Annotated in this window: 14 protein-coding genes; 5 read left to right on the top strand and 9 right to left on the bottom strand. The window is 74.2% G+C overall.

Features of this window, described 5'->3' with window-relative positions:
• Nucleotides 1-75 precede the first annotated feature (75 nt).
• The gene (locus ACPYO4_RS01595) at nt 76-396 is read left to right on the top strand and encodes a type II toxin-antitoxin system death-on-curing family toxin (RefSeq protein ID WP_425707627.1); all 321 of its coding nucleotides are present in this window, start codon (nt 76-78) and stop codon (nt 394-396) included.
• 7 nt (nt 397-403) lie between these two features.
• On the opposite strand, the gene ACPYO4_RS01590 is transcribed toward ACPYO4_RS01595, so the two are convergent.
• From ACPYO4_RS01590 to ACPYO4_RS01565, 6 genes are read right to left on the bottom strand one after another with little or no spacing between them, the layout of a single operon-like run.
• The gene (locus ACPYO4_RS01590; protein ID WP_425707448.1) at nt 404-1,396 is read right to left on the bottom strand and encodes a hypothetical protein; all 993 of its coding nucleotides are present in this window, start codon (nt 1,394-1,396) and stop codon (nt 404-406) included.
• Nucleotides 1,393-2,520, bottom strand: coding sequence for a vWA domain-containing protein (locus tag ACPYO4_RS01585; protein WP_425707447.1), 1,128 nt, complete (start codon nt 2,518-2,520; stop codon nt 1,393-1,395). Before ACPYO4_RS01585 ends, ACPYO4_RS01590 begins: the two co-directional genes overlap by 4 nt.
• Nucleotides 2,517-3,527 (bottom strand): vWA domain-containing protein, encoded by a 1,011-nt coding sequence (locus ACPYO4_RS01580; protein WP_425707446.1) that lies wholly within the window; start codon nt 3,525-3,527, stop codon nt 2,517-2,519. The genes ACPYO4_RS01585 and ACPYO4_RS01580 overlap by 4 nt, the downstream gene beginning before the upstream one ends.
• Nucleotides 3,521-3,994, bottom strand: a complete 474-nt coding sequence (locus ACPYO4_RS01575) for a hypothetical protein (RefSeq protein WP_425707445.1) — start codon at nt 3,992-3,994, stop codon at nt 3,521-3,523. The genes ACPYO4_RS01580 and ACPYO4_RS01575 overlap by 7 nt, the downstream gene beginning before the upstream one ends.
• Complete coding sequence (locus ACPYO4_RS01570; protein WP_425707444.1) at nt 3,981-4,871, bottom strand: DUF58 domain-containing protein; 891 nt, start codon at nt 4,869-4,871, stop codon at nt 3,981-3,983. The genes ACPYO4_RS01575 and ACPYO4_RS01570 overlap by 14 nt, the downstream gene beginning before the upstream one ends.
• An 8-nt stretch (nt 4,872-4,879) precedes the next feature.
• The gene (locus ACPYO4_RS01565; RefSeq protein WP_425707443.1) at nt 4,880-5,911 is read right to left on the bottom strand and encodes an AAA family ATPase; all 1,032 of its coding nucleotides are present in this window, start codon (nt 5,909-5,911) and stop codon (nt 4,880-4,882) included.
• 192 nt (nt 5,912-6,103) lie between these two features.
• Here ACPYO4_RS01565 and ACPYO4_RS01560 point away from each other — a divergent pair, with 192 nt between their 5' ends.
• Nucleotides 6,104-8,218, top strand: coding sequence for a cytochrome c oxidase assembly protein (locus ACPYO4_RS01560; protein WP_425707442.1), 2,115 nt, complete (start codon nt 6,104-6,106; stop codon nt 8,216-8,218).
• A gap of 9 nt (nt 8,219-8,227) precedes the next feature.
• Here the strand turns inward: ACPYO4_RS01560 and ACPYO4_RS01555 are convergent, their stop codons facing one another.
• Nucleotides 8,228-9,520, bottom strand: a complete 1,293-nt coding sequence (locus ACPYO4_RS01555) for an LmeA family phospholipid-binding protein (protein WP_425707441.1) — start codon at nt 9,518-9,520, stop codon at nt 8,228-8,230.
• Between the two features lie 274 nt (nt 9,521-9,794).
• On the opposite strand from ACPYO4_RS01555, the gene ACPYO4_RS01550 reads away from it, so the two are divergent.
• The 3 genes from ACPYO4_RS01550 (at nt 9,795) to ACPYO4_RS01540 (ending at nt 13,845) form a co-directional block, all read left to right on the top strand.
• On the top strand, nt 9,795-11,066 hold the full coding sequence (locus ACPYO4_RS01550; RefSeq protein ID WP_425707440.1) for a hypothetical protein: 1,272 nt from the start codon (nt 9,795-9,797) through the stop codon (nt 11,064-11,066).
• A gap of 131 nt (nt 11,067-11,197) precedes the next feature.
• Entirely contained in the window at nt 11,198-13,267 is a 2,070-nt protein-coding gene (locus tag ACPYO4_RS01545) for an alpha/beta fold hydrolase (protein ID WP_425707439.1), read from the top strand.
• An 8-nt stretch (nt 13,268-13,275) separates the two neighbouring features.
• Nucleotides 13,276-13,845, top strand: a complete 570-nt coding sequence (locus ACPYO4_RS01540; RefSeq protein WP_425707438.1) for a protein-L-isoaspartate O-methyltransferase family protein — start codon at nt 13,276-13,278, stop codon at nt 13,843-13,845.
• A gap of 33 nt (nt 13,846-13,878) precedes the next feature.
• On the opposite strand, the gene ACPYO4_RS01535 is transcribed toward ACPYO4_RS01540, so the two are convergent.
• Entirely contained in the window at nt 13,879-14,205 is a 327-nt protein-coding gene (locus ACPYO4_RS01535) for a hypothetical protein (protein WP_425707437.1), read from the bottom strand.
• Nucleotides 14,206-14,243: 38 nt separating this feature from the next.
• Nucleotides 14,244-15,875 carry a 2-oxo acid dehydrogenase subunit E2 gene (locus ACPYO4_RS01530; protein WP_425707436.1) on the bottom strand — a complete coding sequence of 544 codons (1,632 nt, stop codon included), beginning with the start codon at nt 15,873-15,875 and terminating at the stop codon, nt 14,244-14,246.
• Nucleotides 15,876-15,892: the final 17 nt, after the last annotated feature.

The raw sequence follows: 15,892 nt of genomic DNA, 5'->3' as shown, positions 1-15,892 counted from the left end.
GGAGGACGTCACCGAGCTCGGCATCGCGATGATGGCCGAGGAAGGTGCAGACCTTCTGATCACGGACGCCGCGGCCTGCTCGACTCCGCGTTGATGCGACCGCGGGCCAGCGCATTCGGTGAACCGGCCTACCCGACACTGTCGGCCCAGGCAGCGGCACTGATGCAGTCGCTGGTCCGGAATCACGCCCTCGTGGACGGCAACAAGCGCATGGCGTGGGCGGCGACCAAGCTGTTCCTGCGGTTCAACGACGTCGCGCTGCGCGCACCGTCCACGGAGTCCGGCGAACAGCTCCTCCTCGACATCATCGCGGGCGAGCTCGCACTACCGGACATCGCCGAGCGACTCGCCATCTGGTCGAGCCCGGTACCGCCCCCGCAGACCTCGGCGGACTGAGGCCCGACTACCAGTTCTGGCCGCCCCCGTACCCGCCGCCGCCACGCTGCTCCTGCTGGCGCTGGTCCTGCTCGGCCTCGGCGTTGCGGTCCTGCAGCTCCTGCTCCTGCGGCGACAGGCTCGACTCCTCCTCGCCGTCCTCGCCCCCCTCACCGTCGTCCGAGGGGTCCTCGCCGTCGTCCCCCTCGGAGCCCTCCTCCTCCTGGCGCTGGGCCTCCCGGTTCTGCTCGCGGCTCTCGTCCTGCCGGCGCTGGATCTCGTCGTTGGGGTTGCCGCTCTCGCCGTCCTGCGACTCGTCCTCACCGTCCTCGCCGTCCTGCGACGAGTCCTCGTCGCCCTCCTGCGGCTCGTCCTGCGACGGGTCCTCACCGCCGTCCTGCGACTCGCTCTCGGACGGGCTCTCCGACGGGCTCTCCGAGGGGTCGTCGGACGGGCTGTCCGACGGGCTCTCGGACGGCTCGTCCTCGATCGGCTCGGTGGTGCACGGGCCCAGCGCCTCGAGGGCGTCGGTGAGGTACTGCTCGACCATCGGCCGGTCCTCGGCGGCGAGCGCCTCGTCCGCCAGGGTCTCGTAGGACAGGGACAGGTTGCGACGCACGAGGCACTCGGGCAGCTCGGGGTCGACCTCACCGTCGTCACCCTCGGTCCCCTCCGGGACCAGCTCGAGAGCCTCGGTCAGCTCGGTGACGGCGGTCGCCGCCTGCTCCGCCATGAGCGCGGAGGTACCCGTGTTGTAGACGGCGATCCACGGGCGCGGTCCGAACCGGGTGTCGTCGGCCAGGGCGGCATATCCGTCGATCGCCGCGGCAGGATTCTCCTCCGCGGTCGACCGGTGGGAGTCGTCGGCGAGGGCGATCCCGATGAGGAACGGTCCCGCCGTGAGCGCGATGCCCAGCAGCGGGGCGGACCACGCGAGCATGCGGCGCCTGCGTCGCAGCCGCTCCGGAAGGCCGCGCCCGGCCTCGTCGGGGCGCGCGTCGTCGCCTGTCGTCAGGGTCATGACCTACCTCCTGAGGCTCGCGGACCACCGGCCGCTCCGCCGCCCGCACCCGGACCACCCCGCCCGCCGGAGCCCGCACGCGCGGCGAGCGCCGCGCGCCGGGTCGCCTCCGTGTCGAAGGTGGCGCGCATCCGCCGGGCGAGCTCGAAGGCCTCCCAGGCGAGCAGGGCGACGAGGACGTACATCGCCGGCCACCACACGTCCCGGTAGACGTCGACGTTCTGGCGACCGTCGACCCGGGCGATGGCCTCGACGTCGATGCCCGCGACCAGCTGGTCCAGGCCGCCGGGCTGGGTGCGGTGCTCGTACCCCACGCCGAGCTCCTCGGCCACCGTCCGCAGGTTCGCCTCGTCGATCGTCGAGATCGCGGGCTCTCCGGTGGAGTCGTCGATGATGTAGGGCGCGGTGGTGCCCGGCCCCGTGCGCTCGGTGCCGTCATAGCTACGCATCTGCCCGCCGTCGGCGGTGCCGTAGCCGAGGACCGCGCCGCCGTCGATGTACGGCGCCGAGTCGGACCACGCGCCCGGCAGCTGCTGCTGGGAGGTGTCGCCGGCGGTGTTCTCGCCGTCGGACAGGACGAAGACGAGGCGGACGTTGCCGGGGCTGGACTCCTCGGCGCGGGCCAGGGCCTCGGTCAGGCTCTGGCGGGGCCGGTCGATGGACGAGCCGCCGGAGTAGTAGGTGACCTCCTGCCGCAGGGTGTCGACCCAGGTCCCGACGGCGCGCGCGTCGCTGGTCAGCGGAAGCTCGCGGGTGGCCTGCGAGTCGAACGCGACGATCGAGAACCGGGCGCCCGGCATCGACTCCACGATCTCGGCCATGTCGGCGCGCACACCGGCCAGGCGGGGCTGGGCGTCCTCGTAGTCCTCGGCGGCCATCGACCCGGTGCGGTCGACGACGAAGAACACGTCGGCGTTGGTGCCGACCTCGGTCTCCTCGGCGGGGATCGCGGGCGCCATGCCCACGACGACGACGCACAGCACCATGCCCGTGCGCCGCACCCAGGACCACTGCGTGCCCTCGTCCGAGGAGCGGGCGCGCAGCAGCCCGTGCACGCAGATCGCGAGCAGGACGAGCGCGACCAGTGCCACGATCCACCAGTCCCAGGCCCAGCGCAGCGTCATGAGCGCACCCGCCAGACGACGACGAGGAACCCGGTCAGACCGGCGACGAGCCAGCCGAGCCACCGGTCGGGGCGGTCGGTGACGACGACCGTCGGGTCGGCGTCGAGCTCGGCCTCCTGCTGGTCCTGGACCTGCTCGACGATCGCCGGGACGGCTCCGGGGTCGCCGAGCTCGTAGAACACGCCGCCGTGCTCCGTGACCACGCTCTCGTACTCGTCCCGCATGGGGCCACCGGCCGAGCCGAGGGTCGAGGCGTACAGACCGTGCACGGTCACGCCGCGCTCCTGCGCGAGCTCGGCGGCCTCCTCCAGCTCGTAGACCGGGTCGCCCGCGATCTCGTTGTCGGTGGCGAGGATGATCGAGCGGGAGCGCTCGTCGTCGTCGAGGTCGAAGCCGTTGACGCAGTTCGCGAGGCCGTCGCCGATGAGCGAGGAGGACATCGAGCTCGTCGACGTGGTGCCGCGCATGTAGGAGTCGATCTCCTCCCAGTCCGTGCTGCTCCAGTCGAGGTAGGAGCCGAGGACCTCCGCGCCGTGCTCGAGCTCCTCGTTGACCAGGGCGTAGTCGTCGGTGAGGGGGAAGACCACCCGGGTGGTCGAGTTCCAGATGTTGAGGGCGATGCGCTCGCCGTCGAAGGACTCCACGAGCTCCTGGAACTCCGCCATGATCTCGGCGTCGAACTCGATCATGGAGCCGGACACGTCGAGGCAGAGCACGATGTCCCGGTTGGTCAGCTCCTCGTGCCGGACGTCCCGGTCGACCGGGCGGGCGGCGAGCGCCCCGCCGGCGACGCTGGTCAGCGCGAGCACCGCGGCGGCACCGCCCAGGAGGATCCGCATCGTCCGCATGCGCTGCTGGTAGCGCGGCAGGGACCGGATGAAGCTCGAGTTCGCCACCCACGTGACGTCCTCGGGTCGTCGGGTGCCGCGGACCGCGAAGAACCAGCCCAGGGCCGCCGCGGCGAGCACGACGACGATCGCGACCGGCCACAGCCAAGGAGTCACCATCGCTCGATCACCTCCACGGCGCCGTCACGTGCGGCCCGGGCCTCGGCGTCGGACCGGTGGGCGAAGCTCGGCTCCTCCCACACGCGCAGCAGCGAACCGGCGCGAGCGGTGGGGTCGTGGCCCGAGATGTCCCGCACCGTCCACGAGCGCACGTCGCGACCGACGCGCTCGGAGACGAACGCGCGCATCGTGCGGGCGAGCTTGAGGTGCAGGGCCCGCAGGTCGAGCGCCCCGGCCTCGTAGGCGGCGTAGTGCTCCTCGACCTCGGCGAGGAAGCGGGCGCGCTCGGAGTCGGCCATCGTCAGCGGCACGGCCGTCCGGGCGCGCTCGCGCCGTGCGGAGGTGAGCACGAGGACGAACGCGATCCACGCGGCGGCGGCCAGCACGAGCACGACGCCGGTGACGAGGACCCACCAGGGGTAGTCCCGCAGCCCGGCGAGGTCGGTGCCGAGGTCAACGGCGGACACGTCGAGACCTCCCCAGCAGGTCGAGCAGTGCGCCGACGACCTCGTCCTCGGACGAGGCGACGACGTGGTGGACGCCGCGGCGGTCGAGCAGCCGGGTGGCTGAGGTGGCGCGGCTGGCCGCCGCCTGGTCGACCTGCGCGGCGAGCACGTGGTCGTCCCGGACGAACGCCGGCAGGCGCTCCCAGCCGTCGACGTCGGCGGTGGGACCGATGCCCTGCGCGGTGGGCATCGCGTCGCCGACGCGCACGACGAGGACCTCGTGGCGGGTGCGCAGCCGGCGCAGCGAGTCCTCGTGCTCGGGGCCCGGCCGGGCCTCGTCGGTGATGAGGACGACCAGGCAGCGCTGGGGGAAGCCGGTGAGGACGCGGTCCATCACCCGTCCGACGTCGGAGTGCGGCGCCTCGAGCGTGAGCGCGTCGTCGACGATGCCCAGCACGGACTCCAGGTGCGCGGTGCCGTGCCGCGCGGGCCGCTGGACCATCCGCTCGGCGTCCCCGGCGACGAGCGCGACGAGGTCGCCGCGGGCACGGGCGACGTAGGCGATGATGTCCGCCGCGAACATCGCGACGTCCTTCTTCGAGATGCCCGAGGCGCTGGTGGCGGCCATGGACACGCCGGTGTCGAAGGCGAGGACGGTCGACAGGTTCGACTCGCGCACGAAGCGCCGGATGATGGGATGACCCGCGCGCGCCGAGGACTTCCAGTCGATGTCCTTGACGTCGTCGCCGGGGTGGTACTCGACCTGGTCGTCGAAGTCCTGGCCGTGCCCGGAGAAGATCGAGCGGTGCCGGCCGTCGAGGAGGCCGCTCGCGCGGCGCACCGTCGGCAGCTCGAGCCGCGCCCGGATCTGCTCCAGCCTGGAGCTCGACCGATCCACCGGGCCCCCTACGGCGTCGGGACGGCGGCGAAGACCGCGTCGACGAGCGCCTCGGGGGCGACGTTCTTGGCCAGCGCGTCGTACGTGCGCACGAGCCGGTGCCGCAGGACCGCGTGGCGCAGCAGCTTGACGTCGTCGGGCACGACGTAGGTGCGCCCCTCCTGGAGGGCGACCGCCTGCGCGACGCGCAGCAGGGCGATCCCGCCGCGCGGGGAGGCGCCCACCCGGACGTGGTCGGAGAACCCGGGCAGCGGTCGGGGCCCGCCGCCACGCGTGGTGTTGATGAGGGCGACGATGTACTGCTTGATCGACATGTCGACGTAGACGCGCGACGTGAGGTCCTGGAGCAGCTCGACGTCCTCGAGGCTGATCGGCTGCGTGTCGATCGGGCTGTTGAGCGAGCCCGACGCGATCCCGGAGAGGATCTCGACCTCCTGGGTCGGCGTCGGGTAGGTGAGGACCTCCTTGAGGACGAAGCGGTCCATCTGGGCCTCGGGGAGGACGTACGTGCCCTCCTCCTCGATGGGGTTCTGGGTGGCGAGCACCATGAAGGGCCGGGGCAGCGGGTAGACCTCGCCGCCGATCGAGGTCTGGCGCTCCTGCATCGCCTCGAGCATCGCCGACTGCGTCTTGGCCGAGGAGCGGTTGATCTCGTCGAGCAGGACGAGGTTCGCGTGCACGGGGCCGAGCTGGGTCGTGAACTCGCCGGTCGCGTAGTTGTAGATCTGCGTGCCGACGATGTCGTTCGGCATGAGGTCGGGCGTGCACTGGATGCGGTGGAACGAGCCCGAGACGGCGGACGCCAGCGTCTGGGCGGCCGTCGTCTTCGCCAGGCCGGGCACGGACTCCAGGAGGATGTGGCCGCCGGCCATGAGGGTGGAGAGCAGGGCCCGGCGCAGGTCGTCCTGGCCGACGACCCGCGTGTTGAAGACCTCGGTGACCTGGCGGACGAGGTCGGTGGCGCGCCAGACCTCGTCGTCCTTGATCCGCTTGACGCGGGCCCTCGCCTGCTGCTCGGGCTGGGCGGTCCACTCAGGCACGAGTACTCCCTCACGATGCTCGGTACCACTCCGGCGGGGTGGCCCGAGCAGACTACCGACGCGGACCCGCCCGCACGTGGTGCGCACAGGGCAGTGCTTCCCACCGCCGTGCGCACCCCTTCGTCCACACCTCCGCCGTCCACACCTCCGGGCGAACCCGGGCCGGGCAGGGTGCCGACGTACCCTGGCCGGGTGCCCAGCCTGCCCGTGACCCCCGGCGCGCGACGGGCCGTCGCCGGCGGGCTCCTGGTGTGCGCCGCAGCCGTCGTGGCGCTGGTCCTGGCGCTCCTCTCCTCCGGGGCGGCCGAGCCCGCGCTGCTCGCCGACCCCGGCGCCCTCGTCCGCTGGGGACTCCCGCTGGTCACGGTCGTCACGCACCTCGCGGCGACGCTGACCGTCGGCTGCTTCGCGGTGGCCGCAGTTGTCCTCGTCGGCCCCGCGAAGGCGCGCACCGTCAGGGTCAGCGCACGCGAGCGCGCCGCCCGCGCCGCGGCCGCCCCGGGCGAGCGCACCGGGTCGACGCCGGCCCCCGTCCGGAACGACCGCAGGCATGCGGCGAGGCCCCCGACGAAGGCGTGGACCGCCGTCGTGCGCGCGGGGACCGCGGCGGCCGTCGTGTGGGGGCCCGCCCAGGTCGCCCACCTCCTGCTCACGCATGCGTCCGTCGTGGGCGAGCCGCTGACCGGTGAGCTCTACACCGCCTCGCTGCGGCAGTTCGTCACCGAGCTCGACCTCGGGGTCACGCTCGTGTGCGCATCGGTGCTCGCGCTGCTCGTGGGGCTGGTCGCGGTCTCGACCTCCGGGCCGGCCGGCGCCGCGTGGACCGCCGTGCTCGGCGTCGTGGCGCTCGCGCCGATCGGCTTCACCGGCCACGCCAACGGGGCCGCGAACCACGAGGTCGCGATGACGGGCATGTGGCTGCACCTCGCCGGGGTCGTGCTGTGGATGGGGGGCCTCGCCGGGCTGCTCCTCGCCGGCCGCCACCTGGGCTCGTCGGACCTCTCGCGGGCGGCGCCGCGCTACTCGTCGATCGCGGCCTGGGCGTCGATCCTCGTCGTCCTGTCCGGGGTGGCGAGCGCCCTCCTGCGCGTCAACGGCCTCGGCGAGCTCGTCACCACGGGCTGGGGTCGCCTGCTGCTGGTGAAGATCATCGCCACCGGCCTCCTGCTCGCCGCGGGCGGATGGCACCGGCGCTCGACCCTGCCCGCCCTCGCGCGCGGTGCCCGCGGCGCGTTCACGCGCCTGGCGCTCGGCGAGGTCGTCCTCATGTCCGCCGTCGTCGGGGTGGCGGTCGCGCTCGGGTCCAGCGAGACGCCGGTGCCGATCGCGCCGCCGCCCGACCCGACGCCGACCTACGTGCTGACGAACTCGCCCGTCCCGCCGTTCCCCACCCCGCTCGCCTACCTCACCGTGTGGCGCCCGGACCCGTTGTTCGTGGCTCTGGTCGGCGCGGGCGTGCTCGTCTACGGACGATGGGCGCTCCGGCTGCGGCGCCGCGGCATCCGCTGGCCCGTGAGCCGGACGATCTGCTGGTACCTGGGGATGGCCGTCTTCGCCTACCTCACGATCGGGGCGCCGGCCGTCTACGGGGACGTCCTGTTCAGCGTCCACATGGCGATGCACATGGCGCTGACGATGCTCGTCCCGCTGTTCGTGGTGCTCGCCGCCCCCGTCACGCTCGCGCTCCGCGCGCTCCCGGTGCGTCAGGACGGGTCGCGCGGGCCGCGGGAGTGGCTGCTCGCGCTCGTCGGGTCGCCGTGGGCGAAGGCCTGGGCGCACCCGATCGTCGCGGGGGCCAACTTCGCGGGCTCCCTCGTCGTCTTCTACTTCACCCCGCTGTTCGACCTGGCGCTCGGCAGCCACGTGGGCCACATCCTCATGGTCGTCCACTTCTCCCTGGCCGGGTACATGTTCGCCAACGCCCTCATCGGCATCGACCCCGGGCCGACGCGACCGCCGTACCCGCTGCGGCTCGTCCTGCTCATCGCGACGATGGGCTTCCACGCGTTCTTCGGAGTCGCCGTCATGCAGGCGACCTCGCTGCTCGGCGCCGGCCACTTCGGCTGGCTCGGCCTGCCCTGGGGCGTGGACGCGATGGCCGACCAGGAGGTCGGCGGCGCGATCACCTGGGGCGTCGGCGAGTTCCCGACGCTCGCGCTGGCCGTCGGGGTGGCGGTGCAGTGGGCGCGGTCGGAGAAGAAGGAGGCCCGGCGCGTCGACCGCCGGGCCGACGCCGACGGCGATGCCGAGCTGGCCGCGTACAACGAGATGTTGGCCGCCCGGGCGCGGGGCGACCGGGGCCGGTAGCCCAGCGGGTCAGAACCGGACGTCGTCGCCCTCGACGCCCACCGCGATCCCGTCCCCGACGACGGTCGTGCTCGTGAGGACCAGCCCCTCGGGCAGGCCCTCGAGCGGCACGTAGTGGTCGAGCGGCAGCCGGCTGCCGACCAGCGGGATCGACGACAGCTCGGTGCTGACGCCGCCGAGCGTGCCCCGGTCGAGGTGGAGGTGGATGCCGCGGCCGTCGTCGGTGGGCGCGACGTCGGCGGTGACGTGGATGTCCCCGCCGAGGATGCTCGTCGTCAGTACGAGCTCGTTGCCCTCGATGTCCGCCTCGAAGCTGCGCTCGCCGAGGACGGGAACGTCGAACGTCGCTTCCGCCACCTGCTCCTGCACCAGCTCGAGCGGGACCGTGCCGCTCGCCTCGAGGCGGGCCACCTCGATCGGGGCCCGGAACCCGACGCCGGTCATCCAGCCCCGGACGTCCATCAGCTCGACGTCCGGCAGGACCATGCGGTCGGCCGTGAAATCGATGCGGTCGATGCGGCCGGAGACCACCTGCGGGAGGAAGGGGAAGCCGTCCAGCCGCACGTCCGGGTTCTCGACCTCCTGGGTGAAGGAGACGATCGCGTCGTCGGCCTCGGCGCGCGCCCGCATGAGGGCCCAGCGGTCGGCGACGAGCAGTCCGACGACGAGCACCAGCGACGCGATCACCAGCGAGAGCACCCAGCGCTGGACCACGCCGGAGCCCGCCCGGCGCCACCAGCCACGCACGGCCTGGGCCGCGCCCTGGACGGCGGCGAGCGCCGCGGGGGTGCCCGGGTCGCGGTCGCTGTGCTCGGCACGCGCGTGGTCGGGGTCGTCGTGCGGGGAGGGATCGGCCACCGCGCCGGCGTCCTGGGCGCCGGGCCCGGCGTCGGACCCGGCCGCGGCGTCCGACGCGAGAGGGGCGCCACCCTCGACGACCGGGACCACGGCGGTACCGCCCGCGCCGTCGAGCTCGGCGGTGTCGCGCTCGTGGGCGGACGTGGCCGACCCGGGAGCCTCCACCTCACCGTGCTCGGGGAGCTCGGGCACCTCGCTCGCGGGCTCGCTCGCACGGGGTGCGGTGCTCGCCGTCGGGGGCTCCGACCCCTGGTCGGTGCCGGCCTCGGCGACGACGTCGGGCACCGGCTCGGGCAGGACGTCGGGATCGGGCTCGGGATGTGCCGCATCCGGATCGGACTCGGGATGCGCCGCGTCGGCGGCATCGGTCCCCGGGGGCCCGGTCGGATCCGCCACGGGGTCGGGCGAGCGGTCCATGTCGTCGTCGGAGGTCCCGGGCAGCACGCGACAACCCTAGGGTGAGCGGCGTCCGTCGGCGGGGGTCAGACCTGCCCCCGAGACCGGGCTCGACGACCCTGGCGCGCAGCCGGTCCGGTTCGGTGCCGTCACGGGCCCACGCGCCGGCCGCGCCGTGCCGGCCCGTTCGACCAGCGCCATCGGCCCCTCGATGACGGCCTCGACGAGCTCCTGCACCCGTGCGTCGCTCACCACACCTGGTCGGCGGCGGGCAGCCGCCCTGCGTACACTCCCGGGCAGACTCGCGATGGAGGACACGGCCGTGACCGGCACCGACGACAGCAACGACCCCGCACTCGAGGCGGCCGATCCGGCGACCCCGCTCACCCGCCTGCAGGAGCTCGCCGAGCACCACCCCGAGCTGCGCCCGGCGATCGCCGGCAACCCCTCGACCTACCCGGGCCTGCTCGAGTGGCTCGGCAACCTCGGGGACAGCGAGATCGACGAGGCGATCGCCCAGCGGCGGGCGCGCACGGCGGGCATCGACCCGGACGAGCCGGCCACGGCGCCGGTGCGCCGTCCGACCGCCGAGCGCTTCGGCGCCGCGGGGGCGGCCGGCGCCGCCGCGGGGGGCAGCACCAGGCGCCCGACGACCGAGTCACCCGCCGTCGAGGCGTCCCCCGCCCGTCCGGTCACTCCGCCGGACGGCTCCCCGACCACCACCCGCACGCCGGACGCGCCGCCGCGCCAGATCGACGAGCCGCGCCGCGCGGTACCCTGGGCGGGCATCCTTGCCGTCGCCGCGGCGCTCGCCGTCATCGTGCTGGGCGCCCTGTGGATCTTCAACCTGCCCGGCGACGACGACCAGCAGCCCACCACCGCCGGCGAGCCCGACCCGGACTTCCCGCCGGCCACGACAGAGGCGCCGAGCGAGGGCGACGAGGAGAGCCCGGCGACCGACGAGATCGCGGAGGCGCTCGCCGCCCTCGAGGCACTGCCGTCGCGCTCGGACTGCTCCGACGCCGGTCCCGACACCGAGGTGGTCCAGGCGTTCGCCTCCGCCGCGGCGCCCGACGGGACCTGGGGCGACCCCGCGCACGGCGACCGCGTCGTCGACTCCCTCATCGCGCTGAAGGACGAGTGCGGCCAGGAGCACGCCGAGGCGGTCGTCGACATGATCCTCGGCGACTCCGGGACGAACCCGGCGCTTCGTACGGCGATCGAGGCCGACATGAGCTGGCTGGAGGTCCCCGAGATCCCGGCGGACGCCGAGCAGATGCCCGGGTTCTGGGTGCAGGGCGCGAACATGGCGTGCAACCTCAGCGGGAGCGACGTCGTGTGCACGATCGTCGACCACTCGCTCGACACCCCCGAGGGCTGCCTGCCGGGCGGGATCAGCGTCGAGATCAGCTCCGACGGCGAGGCCGGCGTCAACTGCAACCGATCCGCGAACGCCGACCCGCTCCTGTCGGACGGCCAGTCCGCGTACAACGGTGACCTGGCGTGCACGGTGACCGGGGTCGACGTCGAGTGCTGGTCGACCGAGTCCGGCGGCGGCTTCCGCCTCGGCCCGTCGGTGCTCGAGACCTACTGAGCGGTGCCGCCGGGCGGGCCGCACGGAGGACGTCCCCCGCCGCGGCGCCGGCGTCGCCACGCCGTCCGCGCGTCGCGAACACGGCGGGTATCGGGCAGACACGGGCCGTCACGCCGTGGTGCGATGCACCGGTGACCGACGACGACGCGACCCGTACCCCCTTCCACGACCTCGACGCCTACGTCGCGCTCGGGCGCGTCTCCGGACTCGCGCTGAGCCCCGACGGGACCCGCCTGGTCACGTCCGTCGCCGCGCTCGACGACAAGGCCACCCGGTACCAGAGCTCGGTGTGGGAGCTCGACCCGGCCGGCGAGCGGCCGGCCCGGCGCCTCACCCGGGGCGGGAGCGGCGAGTCCGCCCCCACCGTCACCGCGTCGGGCGACCTCGTGTTCACCGCCGCGCGGCCCGACCCCGCGGACGAGGAGGGCGAGCGCGCCCGCGCCTGGGTGCTGCCCGCCGGCGGCGGCGAGGCCCGCGTGCTCGCCGACCACCCCGGCGGCGTCGAGGCCGTCCTCACCGCCCGGGCCGCGGACACCGTGGTCGTGGCCGGCTCCCCGTTGCCCGGCTCGTCCGACCTCGAGGACGACACCGAGCGGCGCACGGCGCGCACCGAGAAGAAGGTCGCCGCGATCCTCCACACCGCCTACCCGGTCCGGTTCTGGGACCACGACCTCGGCCCGGGCCGCGCCCACCTCTACCGCGTCGACCCGCCTGCGGACGGCGCCGAGGGCCCCGGCACGCTGCACGACCTCACGCCGGACGCCGGCGTCGCCCTGTTCGACGGCGCGTACCTGCTCAGCGACGACGGCACCACGCTCCTCGCGGCCTGGTCGCTCCCGGCGGCGCGCGGCGAGCTCCGCACCGGCGTGGTCGCCATCGACGTCGCCTCGGGCGAGCGCCGGTGGGTCGCCGAGCCGTCGGCGGACCTGGAGTTCTCGCCGGTCGCGCTCACCCGGGACGGGGCGCGCGCCGTCGTCGCCGTCGAGCGGCCCTCGACGCCGGAGCGGCCGCCGATCGTCACCCTCGCCCTCGTCGACCTCGCCACGGGGGAGCGGACGGAGATCGCCGCGGGCTGGGACCGCTGGATCAACGAGGCTGTCGTGCTGCCGGACGGCTCGGGGATGCTCGCGGTGGCCGACGACCGGGGCCGCGCACCCGTCTTCCACGTCCCCTTCGACGGTGCCGACGTCACCCGGCTCACCGCCGACGGGGCGTTCTCCGACGTCCGGGTCTCGCCCGAGGGCACCGTCGCGTACGCGCTGCGGGCGAGCTACGGAGCCCCTGCCGCACCGGTGCGCCTCGACCTGTCGGTGCTGCGCGAGCCGGCCCTGGGGGGCGCCGAGGTCACCGAGGTCCCCTCTCCCGTCGACGCGCCGGAGCTGCCCGGCACCCTCACCGAGATCGAGGCGTTCGCGCCCGACGGCCACCCCCTGCGCGGCTGGCTCGCCGTGCCCGACGGCGCCACCCCCGAGGCACCCGCCCCCCTGCTCCTGTGGGTGCACGGCGGGCCCGTCTCCTCGTGGAACACCTGGTCGTGGCGGTGGAACCCGTGGATCGCCGTCGCCCAGGGGTACGCCGTCGTGCTGCCGGACCCGGCACTGTCGACCGGCTACGGGTGGGACTTCATCGCGCGGGGCTGGGGCACCTGGGGCGCCAACCCCTACACTGACGTCCTCGCCGTCACCGACGCCGCCGCGTCCCTGCCGGAGATCGACGACACCCGCACCGCCGCGATGGGCGGCTCGTTCGGCGGGTACATGGCCAACTGGATCGCCGGGCACACCGACCGGTTCGACGCGGTCGTCACGCACGCCTCCCTGTGGAACATCGAGACGTTCGCCGGCACCACGGACGTCGGCTGGTTCTGGCAGCGCGAGATGACGCCCGAGATGCGCGCCACGCACTCCCCGCACCATGCGGCGAAGGACATCTCCACGCCGATGCTCGTCATCCACGGCGACAAGGACTACCGGGTGCCGATCGGCGAGGGCCTGTCGCTGTGGCGCTCCCTCGTCTCGGAGTCGGCCCTGGCCATGGACGACGCGGGCCGGACCCCGCACCGGTTCCTCTACTTCCCCGACGAAAACCACTGGATCCTCACCCCGCAGCACGCGAAGCTCTGGTACCAGGTGGTGCTCGGCTTCCTGGGCGAGCACGTGCGCGGCGAGGAACCACCCGCGACGCCGGACCTGCTGGGCTAGGTGCTGACGTGCGTGACCGGGCGGCCGTGGCCGAGGCGATGGAGAGGGCGGAGCGCGCCCGGTTCCTGCCGCCCGCCACGCGGCCGTACGCGGCCACCGACGCCCCGCTGACGATCGGGCACGGCGCCACGTGCTCCCAGCCGACCACGGTCGCCGCGATGCTCGAGCTGCTGGACGTGCCCGTGGGGGCGCGGGTCCTCGACGTCGGCAGCGGGTCCGGCTGGACGACGGCGATCCTCGCCCACCTGGTCGGCCCGGCCGGCCGGGTCCTCGCCGTCGAGCTGGTGCCCGAGCTCGTCGAACACAGTCGCGCAGCGCTGGACAGTCAGGAGTCGGCGCGGGTCGAGGTCCGCGTCGCGGAGCAGGGCGTGCTCGGTGCTCCCGAGGACGCGCCGTTCGACCGGATCCTCGTCTCGGCGATGTCGGACGCCGTTCCCGAGCGGCTCGCCCGACAGCTCGCGGTCGGCGGGGTCATGGTGGTGCCGGCGGGCGGGAGGCTCGTCCGGGTGAACAGGACCGAGGACGGGTGGGACGAGGAGACAGCGCCGGGCGGCTACGTGTTCGTCCCGCTGCGCTGAGGGGCGGGCGCTCAGCCCGGCACGACCACCTCGTCAGCCACGGTCACCGTCGACCGTCCAGCACTCTCCGCCAGTCGCCTCATCCTCGAGGTCAGCGGCGACTCGGTTCGCACGTGTCAGGTCGACGCTCGCCGGTCCGAGGTCGCGGGTCTGGTGTCGGAGGTCGGGCTCGAACAGCCACGTGATCGGTCCGACCTCGTGGTCGAGGTCGAGCATGGCGATCTGATCCGATGCCCCGTCCGCCATCGGCAGCCCCATGAGCTCGCCCCAGAACGTGGCGAGGCGGACCGGCTCCGGCGTCCGGAAGGAGTACATGCCGACCTGCACGTCGGGGTGGAGGGCGTCGTCGGACCGTGCCACGGGTATCGCCTGCCTTCGTCGTCGTCGAGCGCCGGGGCTCAGCCCCAGACCAGCGCCATCGACGGGTCCTCGAGGATCGTGGCGATGTCCTTGAGGACGAACGAGCCGAGCGCGCCGTCGACGAGGCGGTGGTCGAAGCTCAGCGCCAGCTGCGTCACCCACCGGACCGCGATCTCGCCCTCGTGCACCCACGGCTGCTGCCGCACGGCGCCCAGTGCGAGGATCGCGGCCTCCCCCGGGTTGAGGATCGGCGTGCCGGTGTCGATGCCGAAGGCGCCGACGTTGGTGATGGTGATGGTGCCGTCGGCCATCTGTGCCGGCTGGGTGCGGCCGGCGCGCGCCGACGACGTGAGCTCGCCGAGGGCTTGGGCGAGCTCCTTGAGGTTGAGCCGGTGGGCGTCCTTGACGTTGGGCACCACGAGGCCGCGGGGTGTCGCCGCCGCGATGCCGAGATTGACGTAGTGCTTGTAGACGATCTCCTGCGTGTCGTCGTCCCACGAGGCGTTGATCTCCGGGTGCCGGTTGACGGCCAGCAGCAGCGCCCGCATCGCGATGAGCAGCGGGGTGACGTGCAGGCCCTCGAACTCCCGGTCCTTCTTCAGCCGCGCGACGAGGTCCATCGTCCGCGTGACGTCGATCGTGTGGAACTCGGTGACGTGCGGGGCGGTGAAGGCGGACTGGACCATCGCCTCGGCCGTCCGGCGGCGCACCGACCGGGCGGGCACGCGCGTGCGACGGCCGTCCGGGGACACCGAGCCGCCCTCGAGCCACGGCTCGTCCTCGGACCACGTGGCCAGCTGCTGCACGTCGGACCGCTCGTGGAGCGCGACGACGTCCTCGCGCGTGACGATCCCGCCGGGCCCGGTGCCGTGGACCGAGTCGATGTCGACCCCGAGATCCCTCGCGAGCCGGCGGACCGGTGGCTTGGCCCGGGTCGGTCCGCCCGACGTCGGCACGAACCGCGTGCTCGACCCGCCGCGCGCGGGGACGGCCGGCCGAGCCGGGCCGGACGTCGGGTCGGCCGAGGACGCGGTACCGGGCGCGGGGCGGGGCCTCCCGGGGGCGACGCGCGTGCCGGCCGGCGAAGGACGCGAGACGAGCGGGGTCGGGCCGGTGGCACTCGAGGCGCCCGTCGAGGGGCCCGCCCCCTGGGTGGCGGGTACGGGACCGGAGGCCGGGGTGGCGGGCACCTGCGCGGCGGACGGCGTGGCGGTCGAGAGTGCAGGACCGGAGGACCCGGTGGCTCCCGACCCTGCGGGACCGGAGGCCGGGGTGGCGACCCGCGGCCGACGGCGCGCGGCACCGGGACGCGTCCCGTACCCCACGAGGACGGCGCCGGACCCGTCGCCCGCCTCGGCGCTCGCGTCGCCGGCGGCGGTGGCCGCCGGCTCGGGGGCGGCGTCGTCGTCGGGCTCGTCGGGGCGGGTGTCCAGCTCGACGATCGGCGCACCGACCTCGACGGTGGCCCCCTCCTCGACGAGGAGCGCGCGCACGGCACCCGACCAGGGGCTCGCCAGCTCGACGACCGACTTCTCCGTCTCGATCTCGCACAGCGCCTGGTTGACCTCGACGCGCTGGCCGACGCCGACCGACCAGCTGACGATCTCGGCCTCGGTCAGCCCCTCCCCCACGTCGGGCAGGCGGAAGGTCCGGTGACGCTGGTCGTTCATCTCGGCTCCTTGTCGTG

It is taken from the genome of Georgenia sp. Z1491 (genome assembly GCF_049856175.1).
Taxonomy (GTDB): domain Bacteria; phylum Actinomycetota; class Actinomycetes; order Actinomycetales; family Actinomycetaceae; genus JB111.
This window is presented reverse-complemented; position numbering and strand designations above follow the sequence as displayed.